The organism is Streptomyces fradiae (genome assembly GCF_041270065.1).
Classification (GTDB): domain Bacteria; phylum Actinomycetota; class Actinomycetes; order Streptomycetales; family Streptomycetaceae; genus Streptomyces.
On sequence record NZ_CP065958.1, the window covers coordinates 6,436,651 to 6,455,864 of the forward strand.

At 73.7% G+C, this 19,214-nt stretch carries 14 protein-coding genes; 9 read left to right on the forward strand and 5 right to left on the reverse strand.

The features are described 5' to 3' along the window. Positions 1-43: 43 nt before the first annotated feature. Positions 44-997, forward strand: coding sequence for a hypothetical protein (locus JAO84_RS29220; RefSeq protein WP_265867969.1), 954 nt, complete (start codon positions 44-46; stop codon positions 995-997). A 73-nt stretch (positions 998-1,070) separates the two neighbouring features. Continuing rightward, positions 1,071-2,240, forward strand: a complete 1,170-nt coding sequence (locus JAO84_RS29225; protein WP_370415504.1) for a M24 family metallopeptidase — start codon at positions 1,071-1,073, stop codon at positions 2,238-2,240. A 405-nt stretch (positions 2,241-2,645) separates the two neighbouring features. Here the strand turns inward: JAO84_RS29225 and treZ are convergent, their stop codons facing one another. Both treZ and JAO84_RS29235 read right to left on the reverse strand, forming a co-directional pair. Next, entirely contained in the window at positions 2,646-4,400 is a 1,755-nt protein-coding gene (treZ, locus tag JAO84_RS29230; protein WP_370415505.1) for a malto-oligosyltrehalose trehalohydrolase, read from the reverse strand. Positions 4,401-4,466: 66 nt separating this feature from the next. Continuing rightward, positions 4,467-5,441: a GNAT family N-acetyltransferase gene (locus JAO84_RS29235; protein ID WP_370415506.1), complete on the reverse strand. Its 975-nt coding sequence runs from the start codon at positions 5,439-5,441 to the stop codon at positions 4,467-4,469. Between the two features lie 195 nt (positions 5,442-5,636). On the opposite strand from JAO84_RS29235, the gene JAO84_RS29240 reads away from it, so the two are divergent. From JAO84_RS29240 to JAO84_RS29250, 3 genes are all read left to right on the forward strand, one after another. Continuing rightward, the gene (locus JAO84_RS29240; protein ID WP_265867965.1) at positions 5,637-6,194 is read left to right on the forward strand and encodes a DUF1707 and FHA domain-containing protein; all 558 of its coding nucleotides are present in this window, start codon (positions 5,637-5,639) and stop codon (positions 6,192-6,194) included. A 139-nt stretch (positions 6,195-6,333) separates the two neighbouring features. Further along, a complete protein-coding gene (locus JAO84_RS29245; RefSeq protein ID WP_370415507.1) occupies positions 6,334-7,359 on the forward strand; it encodes a cytochrome P450 in 1,026 nt (341 codons plus the stop codon). A gap of 107 nt (positions 7,360-7,466) precedes the next feature. Beyond that, on the forward strand, positions 7,467-8,048 hold the full coding sequence (locus JAO84_RS29250) for a nitroreductase family protein (protein ID WP_370415508.1): 582 nt from the start codon (positions 7,467-7,469) through the stop codon (positions 8,046-8,048). A gap of 32 nt (positions 8,049-8,080) precedes the next feature. Here JAO84_RS29250 and JAO84_RS29255 read toward each other — a convergent pair whose 3' ends face one another. Then, the gene (locus JAO84_RS29255) at positions 8,081-8,527 is read right to left on the reverse strand and encodes an SsgA family sporulation/cell division regulator (RefSeq protein ID WP_370415509.1); all 447 of its coding nucleotides are present in this window, start codon (positions 8,525-8,527) and stop codon (positions 8,081-8,083) included. 119 nt (positions 8,528-8,646) lie between these two features. Here JAO84_RS29255 and JAO84_RS29260 point away from each other — a divergent pair, with 119 nt between their 5' ends. Further along, positions 8,647-10,839: a hypothetical protein gene (locus JAO84_RS29260; RefSeq protein WP_370415510.1), complete on the forward strand. Its 2,193-nt coding sequence runs from the start codon at positions 8,647-8,649 to the stop codon at positions 10,837-10,839. 101 nt (positions 10,840-10,940) lie between these two features. Here JAO84_RS29260 and treY read toward each other — a convergent pair whose 3' ends face one another. Next, on the reverse strand, positions 10,941-13,295 hold the full coding sequence (gene treY, locus JAO84_RS29265; protein WP_370415511.1) for a malto-oligosyltrehalose synthase: 2,355 nt from the start codon (positions 13,293-13,295) through the stop codon (positions 10,941-10,943). 90 nt (positions 13,296-13,385) lie between these two features. Here treY and JAO84_RS29270 point away from each other — a divergent pair, with 90 nt between their 5' ends. Further along, complete coding sequence (locus tag JAO84_RS29270) at positions 13,386-14,657, forward strand: MFS transporter (RefSeq protein WP_370416890.1); 1,272 nt, start codon at positions 13,386-13,388, stop codon at positions 14,655-14,657. Here the strand turns inward: JAO84_RS29270 and glgX are convergent. Next, a complete protein-coding gene (gene glgX / locus JAO84_RS29275) occupies positions 14,626-16,746 on the reverse strand; it encodes a glycogen debranching protein GlgX (RefSeq protein ID WP_370415512.1) in 2,121 nt (706 codons plus the stop codon). The two genes, JAO84_RS29270 and glgX, sit on opposite strands and share 32 nt — an antisense overlap. Positions 16,747-16,956: 210 nt before the next feature. On the opposite strand from glgX, the gene JAO84_RS29280 reads away from it, so the two are divergent. Together JAO84_RS29280 and JAO84_RS29285 are read left to right on the forward strand one after the other, a co-directional pair. Beyond that, entirely contained in the window at positions 16,957-17,736 is a 780-nt protein-coding gene (locus JAO84_RS29280) for a Tat pathway signal sequence domain protein (RefSeq protein WP_370416891.1), read from the forward strand. 79 nt (positions 17,737-17,815) lie between these two features. After that, entirely contained in the window at positions 17,816-19,135 is a 1,320-nt protein-coding gene (locus JAO84_RS29285; protein ID WP_370415513.1) for a copper amine oxidase, read from the forward strand. Positions 19,136-19,214 lie beyond the last annotated feature (79 nt).

Genomic DNA, 19,214 nt, shown 5'->3' on the forward strand with positions numbered 1-19,214 from the left:
CCGTGCACGGACGGCGGGAACAGGCGACGAAAGGCGGGACGGCGTGGGGTGGTTCCGGCGGGGGCCCAGGCGGGACGGCGACGACGCGCCGCGGGACCCGGAGTTCACGTACTTCTCCGAGCGCGAGGCCGCGCTCTTTCGCAGGGAGGTGCGAGCGGTCTTCGCCGAACTCGGCCTCGAAGTGACCGTGTACGCCGACTCCGTCACCGACGACTCCGGCCGCCGCTTCGGCCTCGGCAACCTCGCCGCCGTCTGCCACCAGGACCCGCGCGGCACCCGCATCTGGCCGCGGCTCATCGAGCGCCACGTCCGGCTCGTCGTCCGCGCCCTCGAAGGGCCCTCCGCCCTGGAGACCCTGCCGCCCGAGCAGATCCGCGCCCAGCTCTATCCGCGGGTCGTCAGCGGCGAGGGCATCGACCCCGGGGCCTTCGGCTACGCCCGTACGGTCGCCCCCGGGCTGTACGAGGTGCTCGCGCTCGACCTGCCGGAGAGCGTCATGACCCTCACCGACGAGGCCCTGGAACGCCTCGGCGACCCCGTCCGGCTGCGCGAGCGCGCCATCGACAACCTGCGCGGGCTGCCGGTCGAGGGCCACGAGACCGTCAAGGACGCGGACGGCATGCGCTTCGAGGTCATCCTCGGCGACTCCTTCTACACGGCGAGCCGGGTCCTCGACCTCGACGCGGTCGTCCGCCGCGTCACCGGCCGCCCGCTCACGGAGGACGGCGCGCTGGTCGCCATGCCCTTCCGCCACCAGCTGGCCTTCCACCCCATCCGCGACACCACCATCGTCCCCGCCCTCGGCGCGATGGCCTCCTTCGCCGCGTCCGGCTACGAGGACACGCCGGGCGCCATCAGTCCGTACGTCTTCTGGTGGCGCGCCGGCACCCTCACCCAGCTCAGCGAGCACGCCGAGGACGACGGCCAGCTCCGCATCGTCGTCGGCGACGACTTCCAGGCCCTCCTCGAACGCCTCATCGTGCGCGAGCCGGAGTAGGCGGGCGGAGTAGCCGGGTAGCCGGACCCGGCGGCTCCCGGCAGGATGCTGTACGTCGAGGAGGAGATCACCCATGCCCGAGAGCACCGCATCCGAGTCCGAATCCGCGTCCGACGGCGGCACCGCCCCCGCCCCCTTCACCGCCGACGACTACCGGGCCCGGATGGCCCGGGCCGCCGAGTCCGCCGCCGCGGCGGGGCTCGCCGGGGTGCTGGTCGCGCCCGGGCCCGATCTGGTCTATCTGACCGGGTACCAGCCCACCGCGATCACCGAGCGGCTCACCGTGCTCGTCATCGCCCCCGGCCAGGACCCGGTGCTCGTCGTGCCGACCCTGGAGGCGCCGGACGCCGAGAAGGCCGCGGGTGCCGCCGCGCTGTCCCTGCGGGACTGGACCGACGGGAAGGACCCGTACGCCGTCACCGCGCCCCTCCTCGACGTCTCGGGCCGCTTCGGCGTCAGCGACAACGCCTGGGCCATGCACCTGCTCGGCCTCCAGCAGGCCCTGCCCGGCACCTCGTACGTCTCCCTCACCGAGGCCCTGCCGATGCTCCGCGCCGTCAAGGACGCCCACGAACTGGCCCGGGTCGAGGCCGCCGGGGCCGCCGCCGACCGGGCGTACGGCGAGATCCTCAAGGTGCGCTTCGCGGGCCGCAAGGAGACCGACGTCGCCGCCGACCTCGCCGCGCTCCTCATGCGCTTCGGGCACTCCCAGGTCGACTTCACCGTCGTCGGCTCCGGCCCCAACGGCGCCAACCCCCACCACGAGGCCGGCGACCGCACCATCGAGCCCGGCGACATGGTCGTCCTCGACTTCGGCGGCCTCAAGCACGGCTACGGCTCCGACACCACCCGCACCGTCCACGTCGGCGCCCCCACCGACGAGGAACGCCGCGTCCACGACCTCGTCCGCGAGGCCCAGCAGGCCGGCTTCGAGGCCGTACGGACCGGAGCGGCCTGCCAGGACGTGGACCGCGCCGCCCGCAAGGTCATCACCGACGCCGGCTACGGCGAGTACTTCATCCACCGCACCGGCCACGGCATCGGCGTCACCACCCACGAACCCCCCTACATGATCGAGGGCGAGGCACGCCCCATCGTCCCCGGCATGTGCTTCTCCATCGAACCCGGCGTCTACCTCCCCGGCCGCTTCGGCGTCCGCATCGAGGACATCGTCACCCTCACGGACGCCGGCACGGGCCGCCGCTTCAACAACACCCCGCACGAGATGGCCATCGTGGAGTGACACCAGCCTGAGGCTTTCGGTCGGGCCTCACTTGCCGAACTGCGGGTAGGGGCATGGTTCCAGGGGGTCCTCCGGCCGATCAGCCCAGTGCCACCAAAGGTGCCGGTCGGGGCACCGCCACACCATGCGGCAGGTACGCCGCTGATCCTCCTCTCGCAGGAAGAGGGCAAACGCGCTCGAAGCCATCGGCTTGTCGCACTCGGGGCAGAGGGGCGGTCCACTGGTCATGCCGCGCAACCTACCCCGGCGTTGTCAGTGGGTAGGGGGCCGCGCCGCGTTCGGGACCGGGCTGCTGGCGGCCTGTCCCGCCCGACCGAACCGCCCCGGGCGTGATCGGCGGGAGCTCTCGTGCCGGTGGGGGCGGACGGTTTCGAAGCGTCGGCGTCTGCTGTGGAGGGGCCGTGCTCAGCCGTCCGTCAGGACCACCGCCGACTCCGCCGGCAGTGACAGCAGGCCGTCGCGGCCCGGGGCGTCGGCGGTGGGGTCCCAGGTGGCGAGGACGCGGTCGCGGCCGTTGGAGCCGAGGGCGATCGAGGCGGGGGACTTGCCGAGGTTGACGGCGACGCGGATGTCGCCGCGGCGGAAGACGAGCCAGCGGGCCTCCTCGTCGTAGGCGACCTTGACGCCGGCGAGGTCCGGGTCGGTGAGGTCGGGGAGGGTGCGGCGGAGGGCGATGAGTTCGCGGTGCCAGGCGAGGAGGCGTTTGTGGGGGTCGCGGTCGCGTTCGGCGCGGTCGAGGACCGAGCGGTCGCGGGTGGCCGGTTCCTGGGGGTCGGGGACGTCCTCCTCGGCCCAGCCGTGGGCCGCGAACTCACGGCGCCGGCCACGCCGTACGGCCTCGGCGAGCTCCGGGTCGGTGTGGTCGGTGAAGTACATCCATGGGGTCGTCGCCCCCCACTCCTCGCCCATGAACAGCATCGGCACCGACGGGCCGGTCAGGACGAGGGCCGCCGCGCAGGCGAGCAGCCCGGGGGAGCAGGTGGCCGAGAGGCGGTCGCCGGTGGCGCGGTTGCCGATCTGGTCGTGGGTCTGGGCGTAGCCGAGGAAGCGGTGCGCGGGGGTGCGCTCGCGGTCCACCGGGCGCCCGTGGTGCCGGCCGCGGAAGGAGGACCAGGTGCCGTCGTGGAAGAAGACCCGGGTGAGGGTCTTGGCGAGCGCGGCCATCGGGGCCCGGGCGAAGTCCGCGTAGTAGCCCTGGGACTCGCCGGTGAGCGCCGTGTGCAGGGCGTGGTGGAAGTCGTCGTTCCACTGCGCGTGGACGCCGAGCCCGCCGACCGTGCGCGGGGTGGTGGTGCGCGGGTCGGCCAGGTCCGACTCGGCGATCAGGAAGTGCTGCCGGCCCTGCTCCCTGGCCAGTTCGTCGACGGCCGCCGACAGCTCCTCCAGGAAGGTCAGCGCCCGGGTGTCGGCCAGCGCGTGGACCGCGTCGAGCCGGAGCCCGTCGATCCGGTAGTCCCGCAGCCAGGCGAGCGCGCTGCCCAGGAAGTACGCGCGGACCTCGTCCGAGCCCGGCGCGTCCAGGTTCACCGCCGCGCCCCACGGCGTGTGGTGGGTGTCGGTGAAGTACGGCCCGAAGGACGGCAGATGGTTGCCGTCCGGGCCCAGGTGGTTGTGCACCACGTCCAGGATCACGCCGAGCCCGAGGCCGTGCGCCGTGTCCACGAACCGCTTCAGCGCGGCCGGACCGCCGTACGGCTCGTGCACCGCCCACGGCGCCACCCCGTCGTACCCCCAGCCGCGCACCCCCGGGAACGGGCACAGCGGCATCAGCTCCACATGGGTGACGCCGAGCCCCGCGAGCTCCCCGAGCCGGCCGGCCGCCGCGTCGAGGGTGCCCTCGGGGGTGTACGTGCCGATGTGCAGCTCGTACACGACGCCGCTGCGCAGCCGAAGCCTCGGGGTCTCGTGCCGCCAGGCGTACGTGTCGTGGTCGACGACCGCCGTGAGCCCGTCCGGGCCGTCCGGGAGACGGCGGGAACGCGGGTCGGGGACCACGGGCCCGGCGTCGAGGGCGTAGCCGTAGCGGTCGCCGTCGGCGGCCGGGAAGACGCCGCTCCACCAGCCGGCCCGCTCGGCGTCCCGCTCCAGCGGATGCCGGACGCCGTTCAGCTCCAGCGTCACCCGGTCACGGGCGTGCGGCGCCCACACCTCGAACAGCACGCGAAGGTCCCCTCGTCGACTGGTCGACCGTCGAGTGATCAACGGTTACGGGGACCATCCTGGCAGTCAGGAGCCCGCCGCGCCCGGCGCGTCCCACACGAAGTTGATCGAGCGCTCGAAGTTCACGTAACCGGCCCGCGCGAAGGACTTCGCCATGGGCACGTTCCCGACGTCGGTCGCCGCCCGGATGTTCGGCACGTCCTCGGCGGCGAGCACCCGGGTGCCCTCGGCGAGGATCTCGTCGACGTGGCCGCGGCCGCGGTGGGCGGGCAGCACGCCGATGTACGCGATGATCGGGTGGTAGTTGTTGCGCGCGGGCACGACGAAGCCGACCGGCTCGCCGGTCTCCGGCAGCTCGGCGATCCGCCACCAGTCGCGGGGCGTGGTGTAGTGCGCCAGCTCCTCGTCGTAGTGCAGCTCGGCGGCCTCGCGCGGGGAGAGCCCGGTGGCGAGGTCGGCCTGACCGTGGGCGTCGAGGGTGCCCTCCATGACCGGGGTCATCAGCGCGAGCAGGTCCTCGCGGTCGCGTACGGGGCGGAAGGCGAGCCGCCCGGCGGGCGCGGGCACGGCGGTCCCGGCCCGCCACTCCAGGCGCAGCCGCTCCACGAGCGGGCGGGCGCCGGACGCCTCAAGGACGCCGAAGAGACGTTCCAGCTGGGTGCGGGTCCCGGCGACCTCGCGCCAGTCCGCCGGCATGAACCGGCCGTACTCGGGGCGGGGCGCACCCGCCGGGACGACGGCCGCGGTCGCCGTCTCCAGGAGCCGCAGACCGATGTCCGCGGCGTCCTCGGCGGACAGCTCCGGGTCCAGGTCGAAGAAGTCGAGCGCCTGCGGGGCGTTGCCGGGCCGCCCGGTCCACCAGCCGATCCGGCCGACGAGCCGGTCGCCGCGCAGCGCCACCCACATCCACTCGGGGAGGCGGCGGCCGGTGGCGAGGTCGTCGGGGAGTTCGTGGTCGAGGACGTAGTCGAGGCGGTCGAAGAGGTCGAGCTCCTGCGGTCCGGCGAGCGGACGGATGACGAGCGCAGGGTCAAGCTGCATATAGGGGTTCTCCCAGAATGTGTGAGGTGATCCGATCGGCGTGCGACCGGTGTGCGACTGGTGGTGCGGCCGGCGTGCGATCGGCGGCCGACCGTAGCAACGATCGGGCGCCGCGGCACGTGAGTTATCGCCCCGCCCGCCGGCCGCCGACGGCCCTTCTGGACACCCCGGTGCCTCGCGTCGGACAATCACGATGTGACGACCCCTTACGAGCTGCCGGCCGGACCGCCGGACGCCCCTCGGCTGACCGACGCCGAGCGGGAACGCGCGCTCGCGGTGCTCCGCGAGGGTGCGGCACAGGGACGTCTGTCGCACGACACGTTCCTCTTCCGGATGGAGCGGGCGCTCGTCGCCCGCCGCTCCGACGAACTCGCCCTGCTGACGGCGGACCTGGCCACCGAGTCGACCTGGACCCGCCGGGTGGTGGGCGCCGTCGGCAAGATGTCCGCGTTCACGGCCCGCCTCGGCCGCGCCTGGCACACCGAGCGCCTCCCGAAGCTCCTGCTGCCCGTGCCCGGCCCGTATCCGCTGCGCATCGGCCGCGACCCGGTGAACGGACTCCGGCTCAGCCACGAGACGGTCTCCCGGCTCCACGCGGAGCTCTCCTCCCAGGCCGGCACCTGGATCCTGCGCGACCTCGGCTCGACGAACGGCACGACGGTCAACGGGCGGCGGGTCACCGGCGCGGTGGTGGTGCGGGCGGGGGACGCGGTGGGGTTCGGGCAGATGTCGTTCCGGCTGTCGCTGAACTGAGCCGCGGCCGGACCGGTTCCGATGGCTGATTCGTGCCGAATTCCACCCGTTCGGCGGTGTACGTGCTGCGATGTCACTCGATCGGTGGTGTGCTGAGGGGACCGCAACAGGCGGGCCGGCCGACCACCGAGGGGGTCAGATGAGCCACGAGCCGCACCGGAGGCAGGGTGGGTGGCGCGAGCACTGGGCCGTGCTGCCCCCGATGGCGCCCGCCGGTTCGCAGGCCGCCGCAGCCGCGGCGGACCGCCCGCGCCGGGTCGCGCCGAGCCCCCTGGAGCCGGGGTCCGGGCGGGACCCCTACCGGACGTACCGGGTGCTCCGCGAGGAGTTCCCGCTCACCCACGATCCGCTGCTGCGGGCCTGGGTGCTCAGCCGGTACGCGGACGTGGCCGGGGCGCTCACCGACGCCCGGTTCACGCACGGGCACCGGCCCGGCGACCCGCCGTGCGCTGAGACGCACACGGACGTGGACGAGGGCGAACTGCGGGCCGTCGCTGAACGCACCGCGTTCGTGCTCGCCCGCCGGATCGCCGACCGGCCGCGGGCCGATCTGGTGGCGGACTTCTGCCACTGGCTGCCCGCCGGGACTGTGGCCGCCGCGGTGGGGGTGCCGTACCGGGACATGATGCGCCTCGTGCGCGGCCGGGCCGCGTCCGCGCTCGCCGGGCAGTGCACCGGGCAGATCGCCGTACGGGAGAAGGCCCTTGCCGGGTTCCTCGCGGACGTGCTCAGCGACGCCGACCGCGTCGAGGCGCTGCGCGACGCGCCTGCCGGGCTCGTCGCCCGCGCCTGGACCGAGTCGCTGCGGCGCGAGCCGCCGGTGCAGATCATGATGCGCCGCACCCGCGGCGAGATCACGGTCAGCGGCGGCACCCTCCCGGCCGGCGCCCCGGTCGCCCTGCTCCTCGGCGCCGCGGGCCGCGACCCCGACCGCTTCCGCGACCCGGACCGCTTCGACCTGTTCCGCGACGACCCCGGCCAGCTCACCTACGGCCCCGGGCCGTGCCCCGCCGTCACCCTCGCCGCCCTGGAGGCCGAATACGCCCTCCGCGCCCTCTTCCAGGCCATGCCCCGGCTCCGCCTCGCCGACGGCTTCCGCCGCCCCGAACGCACCGGAGTCATCACCCGCGCCCCGCGCGCCCTGATCGTCCGCCCCGGCGGCTAGGCCCGCTCGGGGAGGCCCCCACCCAGGCGCCCGCCCCGGGTCTCCACCCAGGCCCCCGCCGGGACCCCGGCGGAATACGCCGCCCCGGCCGCCGGTTGCAGCCGGACATGCGACGTGATCAAGCTGGGCCGGAAGCGGGCGTGCGGACCGGCGGGGGCATACACCCGCTTCTGGCGGGGCGGTTCAGTCCCTCGCGGTTCGATCCGGACGCCGTCGTGGACGACGGCGCGCTCGGGCTGCTCCTGGAGGCCGCGCGGTGGGCGCCGTCCGCGGGGAACTCGCAGCCGTGGGGGTTCTTCGTGAGCCGGCGCGGGGAGCCGGGGCACGGTCGGGTGGTGCGGCATCTGGCGGCGAGTTCGGCGCGGTGGGCGACGGACGCGGGGCTGCTCGTCGTCACCTCGGCGCGCCGTTACGTGGACGACACGCCGCTGCTGTACTCGGAGTTCGCGGACTACGACCTCGGTCAGGCCGTCGCCCACATGACGCTGCAGGCCGAGGCGTTGGGGCTGGCCTCGCACCAGTTCCGGGCCTTCGACCTGGAGGGGCTCACCGAGGAGCTGCGCCCGCTGCCGGGGTGGGAGATCATCTCCATGATCGCTCTGGGCAGGGCGGCCGAGGAGCCGCCGGAGGGCCGCGACCGGCGCAGCGTCGCCGACCTCCTCTCCGCGCCCTGGACGCCGGAGGCGTAGCCGTACCCCCACCCGTAGCCGTAGCCGTGGCGTCAGGACCCCGCGCCCAGATTCCGTACCTCCGCCGCCCAGTCGACGTGGTCCGGTTCCGTGCCCGGCGGGACCGCCTCGAAGGTGGTGGCCAGCCAGGCGCGGAGCTCGCGGCGGTCGACGTCCACCAGGACCGGGGGGCCGATGCCGCCGAGGCGGATCCGGAGCCGGCCGCCGCGGCCGCCGAGCCGGACCGGCCAGAGCCGGACGTCGCCGACGCCGCACGAGGTGCGGATGCCGGAGCGGAGCAGTTCGCGGGAGAGGGTCCAGTCGGTCGCCCGGGCGAGATGCGCGAACGACACCCGGACCGCCCAGGGGTCGCCCGGATCGTAGGAGAAGGTGACGTCGATCGGGATCTCCAGATCCGCGTGCACCTGCCGTCGGCCGCTCGTCCGCCAGGGTGCCACGAGGGCCGCCGCCCGGTCGTCGGGTCGCCGTGCTTCGGACATGTCGCTCTCCTCCGCTGCTTCACCTGTTCCCGACCTTCGCCTTACCGCTGGCGGCGCGCCCATGCCTCCCGTACGAAATCCGTGTGCGCCGGCCCGCCCCGCCCTGGAACCATGCCGGCATGGTCCACACCCTCGAACGCCTGGTCGTACGGCACACCCTCCGCGTCCCCGTCCCCTCCGGGACCGGCCAAGGGGCCGCCGCCGCACGGCAGTTCGACATCGCGCTGATGTCCGTCGGGTTCAAGCTGTCGGGCGAGCTGTTCACCGCCCTGTCCGGGTGCGAGGAGAAGACGGTCGCCGCCCTCGCCGCCCGCACCCTGGACACCGTCCGGGAACTCGTCGGGGACCACGTCCGGCACAACCCGTACTTCCTCCGCTTCCCGGCCGGCGTCCCCGACACCGCAGCCTTCTGGGCCGAGTGCCTGGTCAAGGCACTCGGCGACGAGACGGCGCGGCCCCTGGTGCTCGGACAGCTCAGCACCGGGACACTCGACCTGCTGACCCTGCCCACGTACGGGCGGTACCAGCACGCGTACGAGGACCTGCTCGCCGCTCACGGCGAACTGGTCGCGGCGGCCGGCGACCGGGTCACCCTCCTGCACCCCGGCGGCGCCCTCCTCGACGAGGTGAGCGCGCTCTACCTCGCCCTCGCCGGCAGCCGCACCCCGCTCGGCGAGGAGCACCTCGCCGACCTGGCCGTGCTCGCCGGGAACCAGGCGCACGGGCCGCAGCCGGAGAGGATCCCGGTCCGGGAGGTCCGGGCCGTGGTCAACCGGGCCCGCCTGAAGGCCGGGGCCGCCCTGCTCGTCGACACCGTCACCGATGTGCTGCGGCTCGCCTGCGCGCTGTCGGTCGGCGATGTGGGCCTGCGCGAGCCCACCCGGTTCCGCGCGCCGTCCCGGGCGCACCGTCGCGCGCTGCTCGCCGCCCTCGACGCGGTCGTCGCCGCGCAGCCCGCCAAGCTCGTCGACGTCACCCGGCACCGCGAGGCGTGGAAGCGGCTCGGGGAGCGGCTGCACCCGCACGAGTACCCGCAGTGGCCGCACGCGGCCGAGGTGTTCGCCGTCGCGCGCGGCGAGCGCAAGGCGCCCTCGCTCGCCGGGCGGGCCGAGGCGCTGCTCGCCGGCGGCGACGTCGCCAGCGCCGCCGACCTGCTCGCGACCACCGCGCCCGGCGCGCTGTTCCGCGGGCTCGACCGGTTCGTCCGCACCGCGCAGGAAGGCCCGGAACTCGACGCCGTCCTCACCGCCGCCGAGCGTGCCGCAGCCCGGGTGTCGGGGCGTGTCGTGCTGTCCCTGCGCGAGCACGTGCAGAACCGCACGGAGGCCACAGGAGCGGCCGAGTCCGGCGCACCGCGCCGGGTGTTCGTGAACCGGTCCGGCGGCGCCTGGGTCACCGAGGACACCCGCGGGCCGCTGCCCGAGGCCGTACGGGACCGGCTCACCGCCCTGCTCGACGCCGAGACCCGGCGCCGGCTCACGGTCCCCGAACGGCTCCTCGTCGACCCCGAAGTCCTGTCCGTGGCACTGCCGTTGAGCGGCCGGGCCGCCGCGGCCGGCCTCGGCACGCTGCCGCGCGGCTCCGTGTCGCGGATCGAGGGCGAGCTGCTGCGCTTCTTCACGTACTGGAAGCAGGCCCGGGCCACCACCGACCACGACCTGTCAGCCCTGGTCCTGGACGCCGGCTACGACGCCGTCACCTGGCTCTCGTACACCGCCCTCACGTCTGTCGAGGGCACCCACTCCGGCGATGTCACCAACGCGCCCGACGGCGCCACGGAGTTCATCGACCTGCGGCTCGGCGCGGTGCGCGGCGACTTCATCGTCCCGCAGGTGCACGTCTACAGCGGCGAGGGCTTCGACCGCGTCGAGGAGTCGTTCTTCGGCTTCATGCTGCGCGAGGCCGACCAGGGCGGCCGGCCCTTCGAACCGCGCACCGTGCGCATGAAGTCGGACCTGCGCGGCCCCGGCCGGATCGCCCTGCCGCTCGCCTTCCAGCGCGACGCCGAGGGCGGCTGGCACGCCCGCTGGCTGCACCTCTACCTCAAGGGCGAGCCGCACGGGAACCGGGTCGAGGAGAACAAGGTGACCTTCGCCGTCCTCGTCCGCGGCCTGGTCGAGCGGACCCCGCTCACCGTCCGGCACCTCACCGACCTGATGACCGCGGCGGGCGCCCGCACCGAACTGTGGGACGGCCGCACCCCGGCGCCCGAGGAGCCGGTCACCTACATCGGTCTGGAGCGCCCCGAGGGGCTCGCCCCGGGCTCGCGGGTGATCACGCCGGAAAATCTGCGCGACCTGATCCCCGCCTGAGTGCTAGGTTCTTTCCAAGGCGAGGCCATGAAGGGGCTTCCTTCTCACTCGAATTCAATCGACGCCAGTAGTCCCTTCGCTTTCCTCGCCCCTTTTCTTTTCTACGGGCGCACCAACAGTGCCACCGGCCGCGACTCGAACAGTTCCGCCAGCTTCACCGGGGTCTGCGCCCCGCCGCTGAACTCCCGTACGCCGTCGAGGACATCGAGCCACCGGCCGTCCGGCAGCGCGAGCGCCGTGTCCTGCCAGCCGCCCGCCTCCGCGAGGCGGAGCGACAGCCGGGTCACCGCCGTCAGGACCCGGTCCGCGCGGGTGAACGCCAGACAGTGCGGGGCCGTCGGGCCCGTCGCCGGCAGCGCCGTGTAGTGGCCGGCCGGGCCGAAGTACTCGGGGTGCGTACGGCGCAGGCCGAGGGCCGCCCGGACGAGCGCCGTCTTGTCGTCGTCCGGGCCCGGCGCGTACGGCGCCCGGTTGTCCGGGTCGACAAGGGCCCGGTACTCCCGCTCGGTGTTCTGGTAGAGCTCGGGCACGCCCGGCATGGTCAGCTGCACCAGCGCCGCGCCCAGGACCTGGGCGCGGATGTGGGGTTCGAGTCCGAAGGCCGCCTCGGAGGCGGTACGGAGCGGGATCCGGCCCGGGCCGGCCGCCACGAACTCGGTCACCGCCCGCTCGTACGCCGGATCCGGCTCCGTCCAGCTGGTGTGCAGACCCGCCTCGCGCACCGACTTGAGGACGGCCGGCCCGAGCCGCGCCGCGTCGGGGGCGCCGAAGCCGAAGGCGGTCTGCCAGGCCGTCCACGCCAGGTGCGGATCGGGCGCGGGCACCCCGGCGACCTCCTCCAGGAGCTCCGCCCAGCGCTGCGGGCACTGCGACAGGACCGCGATCCCGGCCCGTACGTCCGCGCTGCGCTTGGTGTCATGGGTGGTGAGCACCGTGCCGGTGCCCGGCCAGTCGCGGGCGAGCCGGGCGCAGAAGGCGTGGAACTCGTCGGGGGTGACCGCCGGGCGGCCCGGGTCGCCGCCCACCTCGTTCGCCGAGAGCAACGGGGTGTAGCGGTAGAAGGCCGTGTCCTCCACGGACTTGGCGCGCAGCGCGGACGAGGTCTGCGCGAACCGGGCCCGGAACGCCCGGTGTTCGGGCCCGTCGCCGTGGGCGGTGCCGAGCGCGAGGTCGCGCACCACGTCCACCGCCGTCGCCTCCTCCGGCACCGCGAACGCGGCCTTGGCGCCGCGCGCCGCCTCCGTGGTGAGGAAGTGCTCGCCGCCGGTGCGGTAGGTGCGGTACACCGGGACGCGGACGAGGAGTTCGCGGATCGCGGTGTGCAGCGCCCACGGCGCGTGGTCGCGCAGCGCGGGGTCGGCGGCGCAGATCCGTTCGGCCAGGCGGGTCAGGGCGGCGGTCTCCGAGGCCAGTTCATGGGTGACGACCTTGTACGCGGCGCGGCGCGCGGTCGCCGCCCAGTAGCCGCCCCGGTCCCCGGCCCGACCGGCGAACTCCCGGTACACGTCGGCGAGTTCGTCGGCGCCCACCGGGTCGGTGAAGAGCCCGTCCACGTACCGCAGGGCGTCGTAGCCGGTGGTGCCGGCCACCGGCCAGGAGGCGGGCAGCGGTTCGGTGCCGGTGAGGATCTTCTCCACCACCGTCCAGCAGCGTCCGCCGGTCGCCTCGGCGAGCCGCTCCAGATAGCCCTCCGGGTCGGCGAGCCCGTCCGGGTGGTCGATCCGCAGCCCGTCGACGACACCGTCGGCGACCAGCTCCAGGACCTTGGCATGGGTCGCGGCGAACACCTCCGGATCCTCGACCCGCACCCCGATCAGATCCGAAATGGTGAAGAAGCGGCGGTAGTTGAGCTCGGTGCGGGCGAGCCGCCACCAGGCGAGCCGGTACCACTGGGCGTCGAGCAGCTCGTCCAACGGCAGCTCCTCGGTGCCGGCCCGCAGCGGGAACTCCTGCCCGTCGAGGACGAGGACACCGTCCGCGACCCGCAGCCGGTCGCGCACCTCGGGCAGCCGGGCCGGAAGCACCGGCAGCAGCATCCGGCCGTCGCCCGCCGCCCAGTCGATGTCGAACCAGCGCGCGTACGGCGACTCCGGGCCCTCCCGCAGCACCTCCCGCAGGGCCCGGTTGTGCCGGGGCGAGGCCGCCATGTGGTTGGGCACCAGATCGAGGACCAGGCCCAGGCCGTGCGCGCGGGCCGTCGCCGCGAGCGCCCGCAGCCCCTCCTCGCCGCCCAGTTCGCCCCGTACCCGGCCCGGATCGGTCACGTCGTACCCATGGGTGGAACCCGGCACCGCCTCCAGGACCGGCGACAGATGCAGATGCGAGACCCCGAGCGCGGCGAGCCGTGGCACGGCCGCCTCGGCGGCGGCGAACGGGAACTCCGGCTGCAACTGGATCCGGTAGGTCGCGGTGGGCAGCGCCCGTTCCAGGGCTGAGGGCAGCGAGAAGGACGTCATGCGAACGTACGTACCCCGCGCGGAGGGTTCCGTGTCATCGCCCCATGCGTCCGTTCGGGTGAGCCGCGTTACGTTCGCGTGATGCTCCGGATGTATCGCGACACCCTCCGTCTGCTCGGTCCGGTCCTGCCCGCCGTCTCCTTCCTGGGCCGGCTGCCGACCGCCATGTGCCAGCTCGGCAGCCTCCTTCTGGTCGCCGAGACCAGCGGCTCGCTCGCCACCGCCGGCCTGGTCGGCGGGGCGCTCGCGGCCGGCCAGACCGTCGCCGGGCCGCTGATCGGACGGCTCGCCGACCGGCACGGGCAGCGGCCCGTCGTCCTCGCCGCCGCCCTCGCCAACGCCGCCGCCGTCACCGCCCTGGTGCTCGCCGCCCTCGGCCACGCCACCACCGGCCTGCTGATGCCGCTGGGCGCGCTCGCCGGGGCCACCGTCCCGCAGATCGGCCCGCTGGCCAGGAGCCGCTCGGTGACCCTGGCCCGCCGGGCCGGGGCCGACGACCGGACGGTGGCGACCGTGCTCTCCTTCGAGGGCACCCTCGACGAGGTGTCCTTCGTCCTCGGCCCGGCCCTGGTCGGCCTCGCCGCCACCGTCGCCCACCCGGCCGCCGCCCTGCTCACCGCCGCCGCGCTCCTCGCCGGCTGCGGCACCGCCTTCGCCCTCCACCCGAGCGCCCGCACCCTCGCCCCCAGCCCCGGCCCCGGAGCCACCCGATCGAGTGCCGCCGAACGGACGCGCCTCCGGGTCTCCGCACTCCCCGCGTCCACGTACGCGCTGCGCGGCGCGATGGTCCTCCAGGGCGCCATGTTCGGGGCCTCGCAGGCCGGGATCACCGCCCTCACCGAACGGCTCGGCGTGCCCGACCAGGCCGGGCTCGTCTACGCGGCGATGGGCGTCACCAGCGCCGCCGCCGGCTTCGCCATGGCCGCCGTGCCCGCCCGGATCGGACTGCACACCCGCTGGCGCGCGGCCACCGCCGCACTCGTCGTGCTCGCCGTACCGCTCGTCCTCGTCGACACCCTCGGATGGCTGTACGCGGCGGTCGTCGTTCTCGGCGTCGCCTACGCCCCGCACCTGATCACCGTGTTCGGGCTCACCGAGCGCACCGCGCCGCCGGCCCGGCTCGCCGAGTGCATGGCCTTCCTCACCAGCGGGGTGGTCGGCGGACAGGCCGTGGCGCTCGCCCTGTCCGGCCGGCTGGCCGAGACGCACGGCGCCCCGGCCGCCTTCGGAGTGGCGGCCGGGGCGGCCGTGGGGTGCGCGGTGCTGTCCTGGACCGTCCGCGCCTCCCGGACCAAGCAGCTCGGGCCGGACCAAGCGGCTCAGGACGGGCTCAGGCCGGGCGCCGCAGCACCGTCAGCGTGAGCGGGGCGAGGGTGACCCGCTCACCGGCGGCCATCCGCGGGCCCTCCTGCGGCGGCATGCCCTCCGGGTGGGAGGTGTCCACGACCACCTTCCAGCACTCGCCGTGGCTGTCCGGCACCTCGAACTCCAGCTCCTGCGACGAGGCGTTGAACATCAGCAGGAAGGAGTCGTCGGAGATCCGCTCGCCCTGCGGCCCCGGCTCGGAGATCGCGTTGCCGTTGAGGAAGACGGTGAGCGCCTGCGCGTGCGCGGCCTGCCAGTCCCGGGCCGTCATCTCCTCGCCCTCCGGCGTGAACCAGGCGATGTCGGTGAGCTCGTCGTGGGTGCCCTCCACCGGCCGCCCGTGGAAGAAGCGGCGGCGCCGGAACACCGGGTGCTCGCGGCGCAGCCGCACCATCGCCCGGGTGAACTCCAGGAGCGTGGACTCCGGTTCGGTGCCCGGCTTGGGCCAGCGCACCCAGGACACCTCGCTGTCCTGGCAGTACGCGTTGTTGTTGCCGCCCTGGGTGCGCCCGAACTCGTCGCCGTGGGCCAGCATCGGCACGCCCTGCGACAGCATCAGCGTGGCCAGGAAGTTGCGCATCTGGCGCTGGCGCAGCTCGCGGATGCCGATGTCGTCGGTGTCGCCCTCGGCGCCGCAGTTCCAGGACCGGTTGTGGCTCTCGCCGTCCCGATTCCCTTCCCCGTTGGCCTCGTTGTGTTTCTCGTTGTACGAGACGAGGTCGCGCAGCGTGAAACCGTCATGGCAGGTCACGAAGTTGACCGAGGCGAGCGGGCGGCGCCCGTCGTCCTGGTAGAGGTCGGAGGAGCCGGTGAGCCGGGAGGCGAACTCGGCGAGGGTGCGCGGCTCGCCGCGCCACAGATCGCGCACGCAGTCCCGGTACTTGCCGTTCCATTCGGCCCACTGCGGCGGGAAGTTGCCCACCTGGTAGCCGCCCTCGCCCAGGTCCCACGGCTCGGCGATCAGCTTCACCTGGCTGACCACCGGGTCCTGCTGCACCAGGTCGAAGAACGAGGACAGCCGGTCCACCTCGTGGAACTGGCGGGCCAGGGTGGCCGCCAGATCGAAGCGGAAGCCGTCCACATGCATCTCGGTCACCCAGTAGCGCAGACTGTCCATGATCATCTGCAGCACGTGCGGGGACCGCATGAGCAGCGAGTTCCCGGTGCCGGTGGTGTCCGTGTAGTACCGCGGGTCGTCGCCGAGCCGGTAGTATGAGGGGTTGTCCAGGCCTCGGAACGAGAGCGTCGGGCCCAGGTGGTTGCCCTCGGCGGTGTGGTTGTAGACCACGTCGAGGATCACTTCGATGCCGGCCTGGTGCAGGGCCCGCACCGCCGACTTGAACTCCAGGACCTGCTGGCCCCGGTCGCCCCACGAGGCATAGGCGTTGTGCGGGGCGAAGAAGCCGATGGTGTTGTAGCCCCAGTAGTTCGACAGGCCCGCGTCGGCGAGCCGGTGGTCGTTCACGAACTGGTGCACCGGCATCAACTCAAGGGCGGTGACGCCCAGTTCCTTGAGGTGGTTGATGACCGCCGGGTGCGCGAGCCCCGCGTACGTGCCGCGCAGCTCCTCCGGCAGGTCCGGGTGGAGCATGGTCAGGCCCTTCACATGGGCCTCGTAGATCACCGTGTGGTGGTACTCGGTGCGCGGCCGCCGGTCGTCGCCCCAGTCGAAGTACGGGTTGACGACCACGGACGTCATCGTGTGCGGGGCGGAGTCCAGGTCGTTGCGCGCGTCGGGCCGCCCGAAGGGGTACCCGTATACCGCCTCGTGCCACTCCACCGCGCCCGCGACCGCCCGCGCGTACGGATCGAGGAGCAGCTTCGCGGGGTTGCAGCGAAGGCCGCGCTCCGGCGCGTACGGCCCGTGCACCCGGAAGCCGTAGCGCTGTCCGGGCATCACGCCCGGCAGATAGGCGTGCCGCACGAAGGCGTCGGTCTCGCGCAGCTCCACGGACGTCTCGCCGCCGTCGTCGTCGAGCAGACACAGCTCGATGCGGTGCGCGGCCTCCGAGAAGACCGCGAAATTGGTACCGGCGCCGTCATAGGTGGCGCCCAGGGGATACGCCTGTCCCGGCCAGACCTGCATAGACGAACTCTTCCACTTCTGTCCGGGGGCAAGAGGGGTCCAACTCGGCCAGATCCTGCCCGAAAGAGGCGCAACCTCCTAGGACTTCGGCCCGTCCTAACGGGTGACCACACCGCGAATCGGGGGATATGCGGAAGACTTGTGCAAGTGGGGGGAAGAGTGTACGAGATAGTGCGCCGCCACCTGGGGAAGGTGGTGGCCGGCGCCGCGATGGCGGTGACCGGCACCGCGGTCGCCGTGGCCGTCACCCTGCCGGGGAGCGCGGGAGCCGACGAGGCACCGCGCGGCACGGCCGCCGCCACGGGCCCGACCGCCGCCGGCGGCACGGGCACGCCGGGGGAACCGGCCGCCGACGGCCCCGCGCCCGGGCCCGCCGCGCTCGCCGCGGCACCGCCCGAGGGGGCGAAGGGAGTGGGCACCGACCCGCTCACCGACGACGAGCTGAAGCGGGCCGAGGCGCTGGCGCTGACCCCGCCGGCCGCCTCCGCCCAGCGCAACACCGGGGGCGGCCGGGGACCGCAGCGCCTCGGCACCGAGCTGGCCGACCCGCGGCCCGGCGAGGAGACCGGCGGACCGCGTCGCGCCGTGGTCCGCCTCTACGACTACGGCCGCGACGAGCTCGTCACGAAGACCGTGAACCTCGACACGGGGAAGGTGGAGGCCTCCGGCGCGCAGCGCGGCGTCCAGCCCTCCGCCCACCCCGAGGAACTGAAGGCCGCGCTGCGGCTCATCCTCGACAGCCCGCTCGGCAAGGGCGTCAAGGACGACTACAAGGACGCCACCGGCAAGGAGCTCACCGGACCGGACCAGCTGTGGTTCAACGGCGACGTCTACCGCACCTACCGGGAGAAGGACGTGCCGCCGCAGCTCGCGAAGTGCGGCGAACACCGCTGCGTCCGGCTCGTCACCAAGGTGCTCAACGGCGCCTGGATCGACACCCGCGGCCTGATCGTCGACCTCAGCGCCCGCACCGTCACCCGCGTCGGCTGACCACCGGCCCGGACCGGGTCGGCCGACCACCGGCCCGGCATCACGTCCCCGCATGACCGTACCGAGGGAGTACGTCCGCATGTCCTCTTCGCGACTCCGGCACGCCCGCACAGCCCGCACCACGGGCGCCGTTCTCGCCGCCGGCGCCCTGCTCGGCGCCGCCACCGCCACCGCCACCCCGGCGAGCGCGGCCCCGGCCGCCCCGGCCGCCCCCGCCCCGCCGCCGGCGGCCGACTGTTCCGCCGCGTACCGCGTCGAGCAGAAGCTCGACGGCGGCACCGTCTGGCGCATGTGCTGGCGCTATTCGACCGACTCCGGCCTGATCCTGGACAAGGTCACCTACCAGCCGCCCGGCGAGCGCGCCCCGATCCGCGTCCTCAACAGCGCCAAGCTCGCCCAGATCCACGTCCCGTACGACGACGGCAACGCCGAGTACGACGACCTCACCGGCGCCGGCTTCGGCTGGGGCCTGCAGGGCCTCAAGCCCGGCGAGTGCCCCGGCGGCACCATCACCTCGGTCAAGGTGCCCGACGTCGGCAAGGTCAACGGCCTGTGCACCACCACCCGGGCCCGCGGCCACGCCTACCGGATGGCCGCCGACAGCCCCGGCAAGGTGTGGCAGGCGCAGGGCAAGGACCTGCTCGTCTACACCGTCAACAAGGTCGGCTGGTACGAGTACATCAGCGAGTGGCGGTTCTCCTCCGACGGAATGATCTCGGCCAACGTCGGCGCCACCGGCAGCCTCTCGCCGGTCGACTACAACGCCACCGACGGGCGCGGCTGGCCGATCGGCAAGGGCGCCCGCGACTACGCCACCAGCCACGCCCACAACGTCTTCTGGAAGCTCGACTTCGGCCTCGACGGCAACTCCAAGGGCCGCGTCGAGCAGTTCGACTCCAAGGTCACCCCGCCCGCCCGCGACGGCAGCCCGACCGTGAAGACCACCCGTACCGTCGTCACCAAGGAGCTCGCCGGCGACGCGAAGAACATGCGCTGGTGGCGGGTGGTGAGCCAGAACGGCAAGAACAAGGACGGCCACGCCCGTTCGTACGAGATCGTGCCGGGCCACACCAACACCTACGCCGGCCGCCCGTTCACGAAGCACGACGTCTACTTCACCCAGGCGCGCGCCTGTGAGCAGTTCGCCAGCAACAACATCCTGGACTGTGGCCGGAACGCGCCCACCAGCGTGGACAAATGGGTCAATGGGGAGACTCTGACCAACCCGGCGGTCTGGGTCAACATCGGGTTCCACCACATCGCCCGGGACGAGGACCAGCAGCCGATGCCGGTCCACTGGCAGGGATTCCAGCTCGCGCCCAGGGACGTAACCGCTATGAATCCGCTCACTCCGGCCGATCTCGCCGGTCAGAACGGCGCCCCGAATCTGGGCAGTTGAGCAACCGGCCCGGCGATCCTGCTGCACCGCCTTCCGCTTCCGGAGTACCCTTCCTTGATCGTTGTCGGGAGCAGAAGGC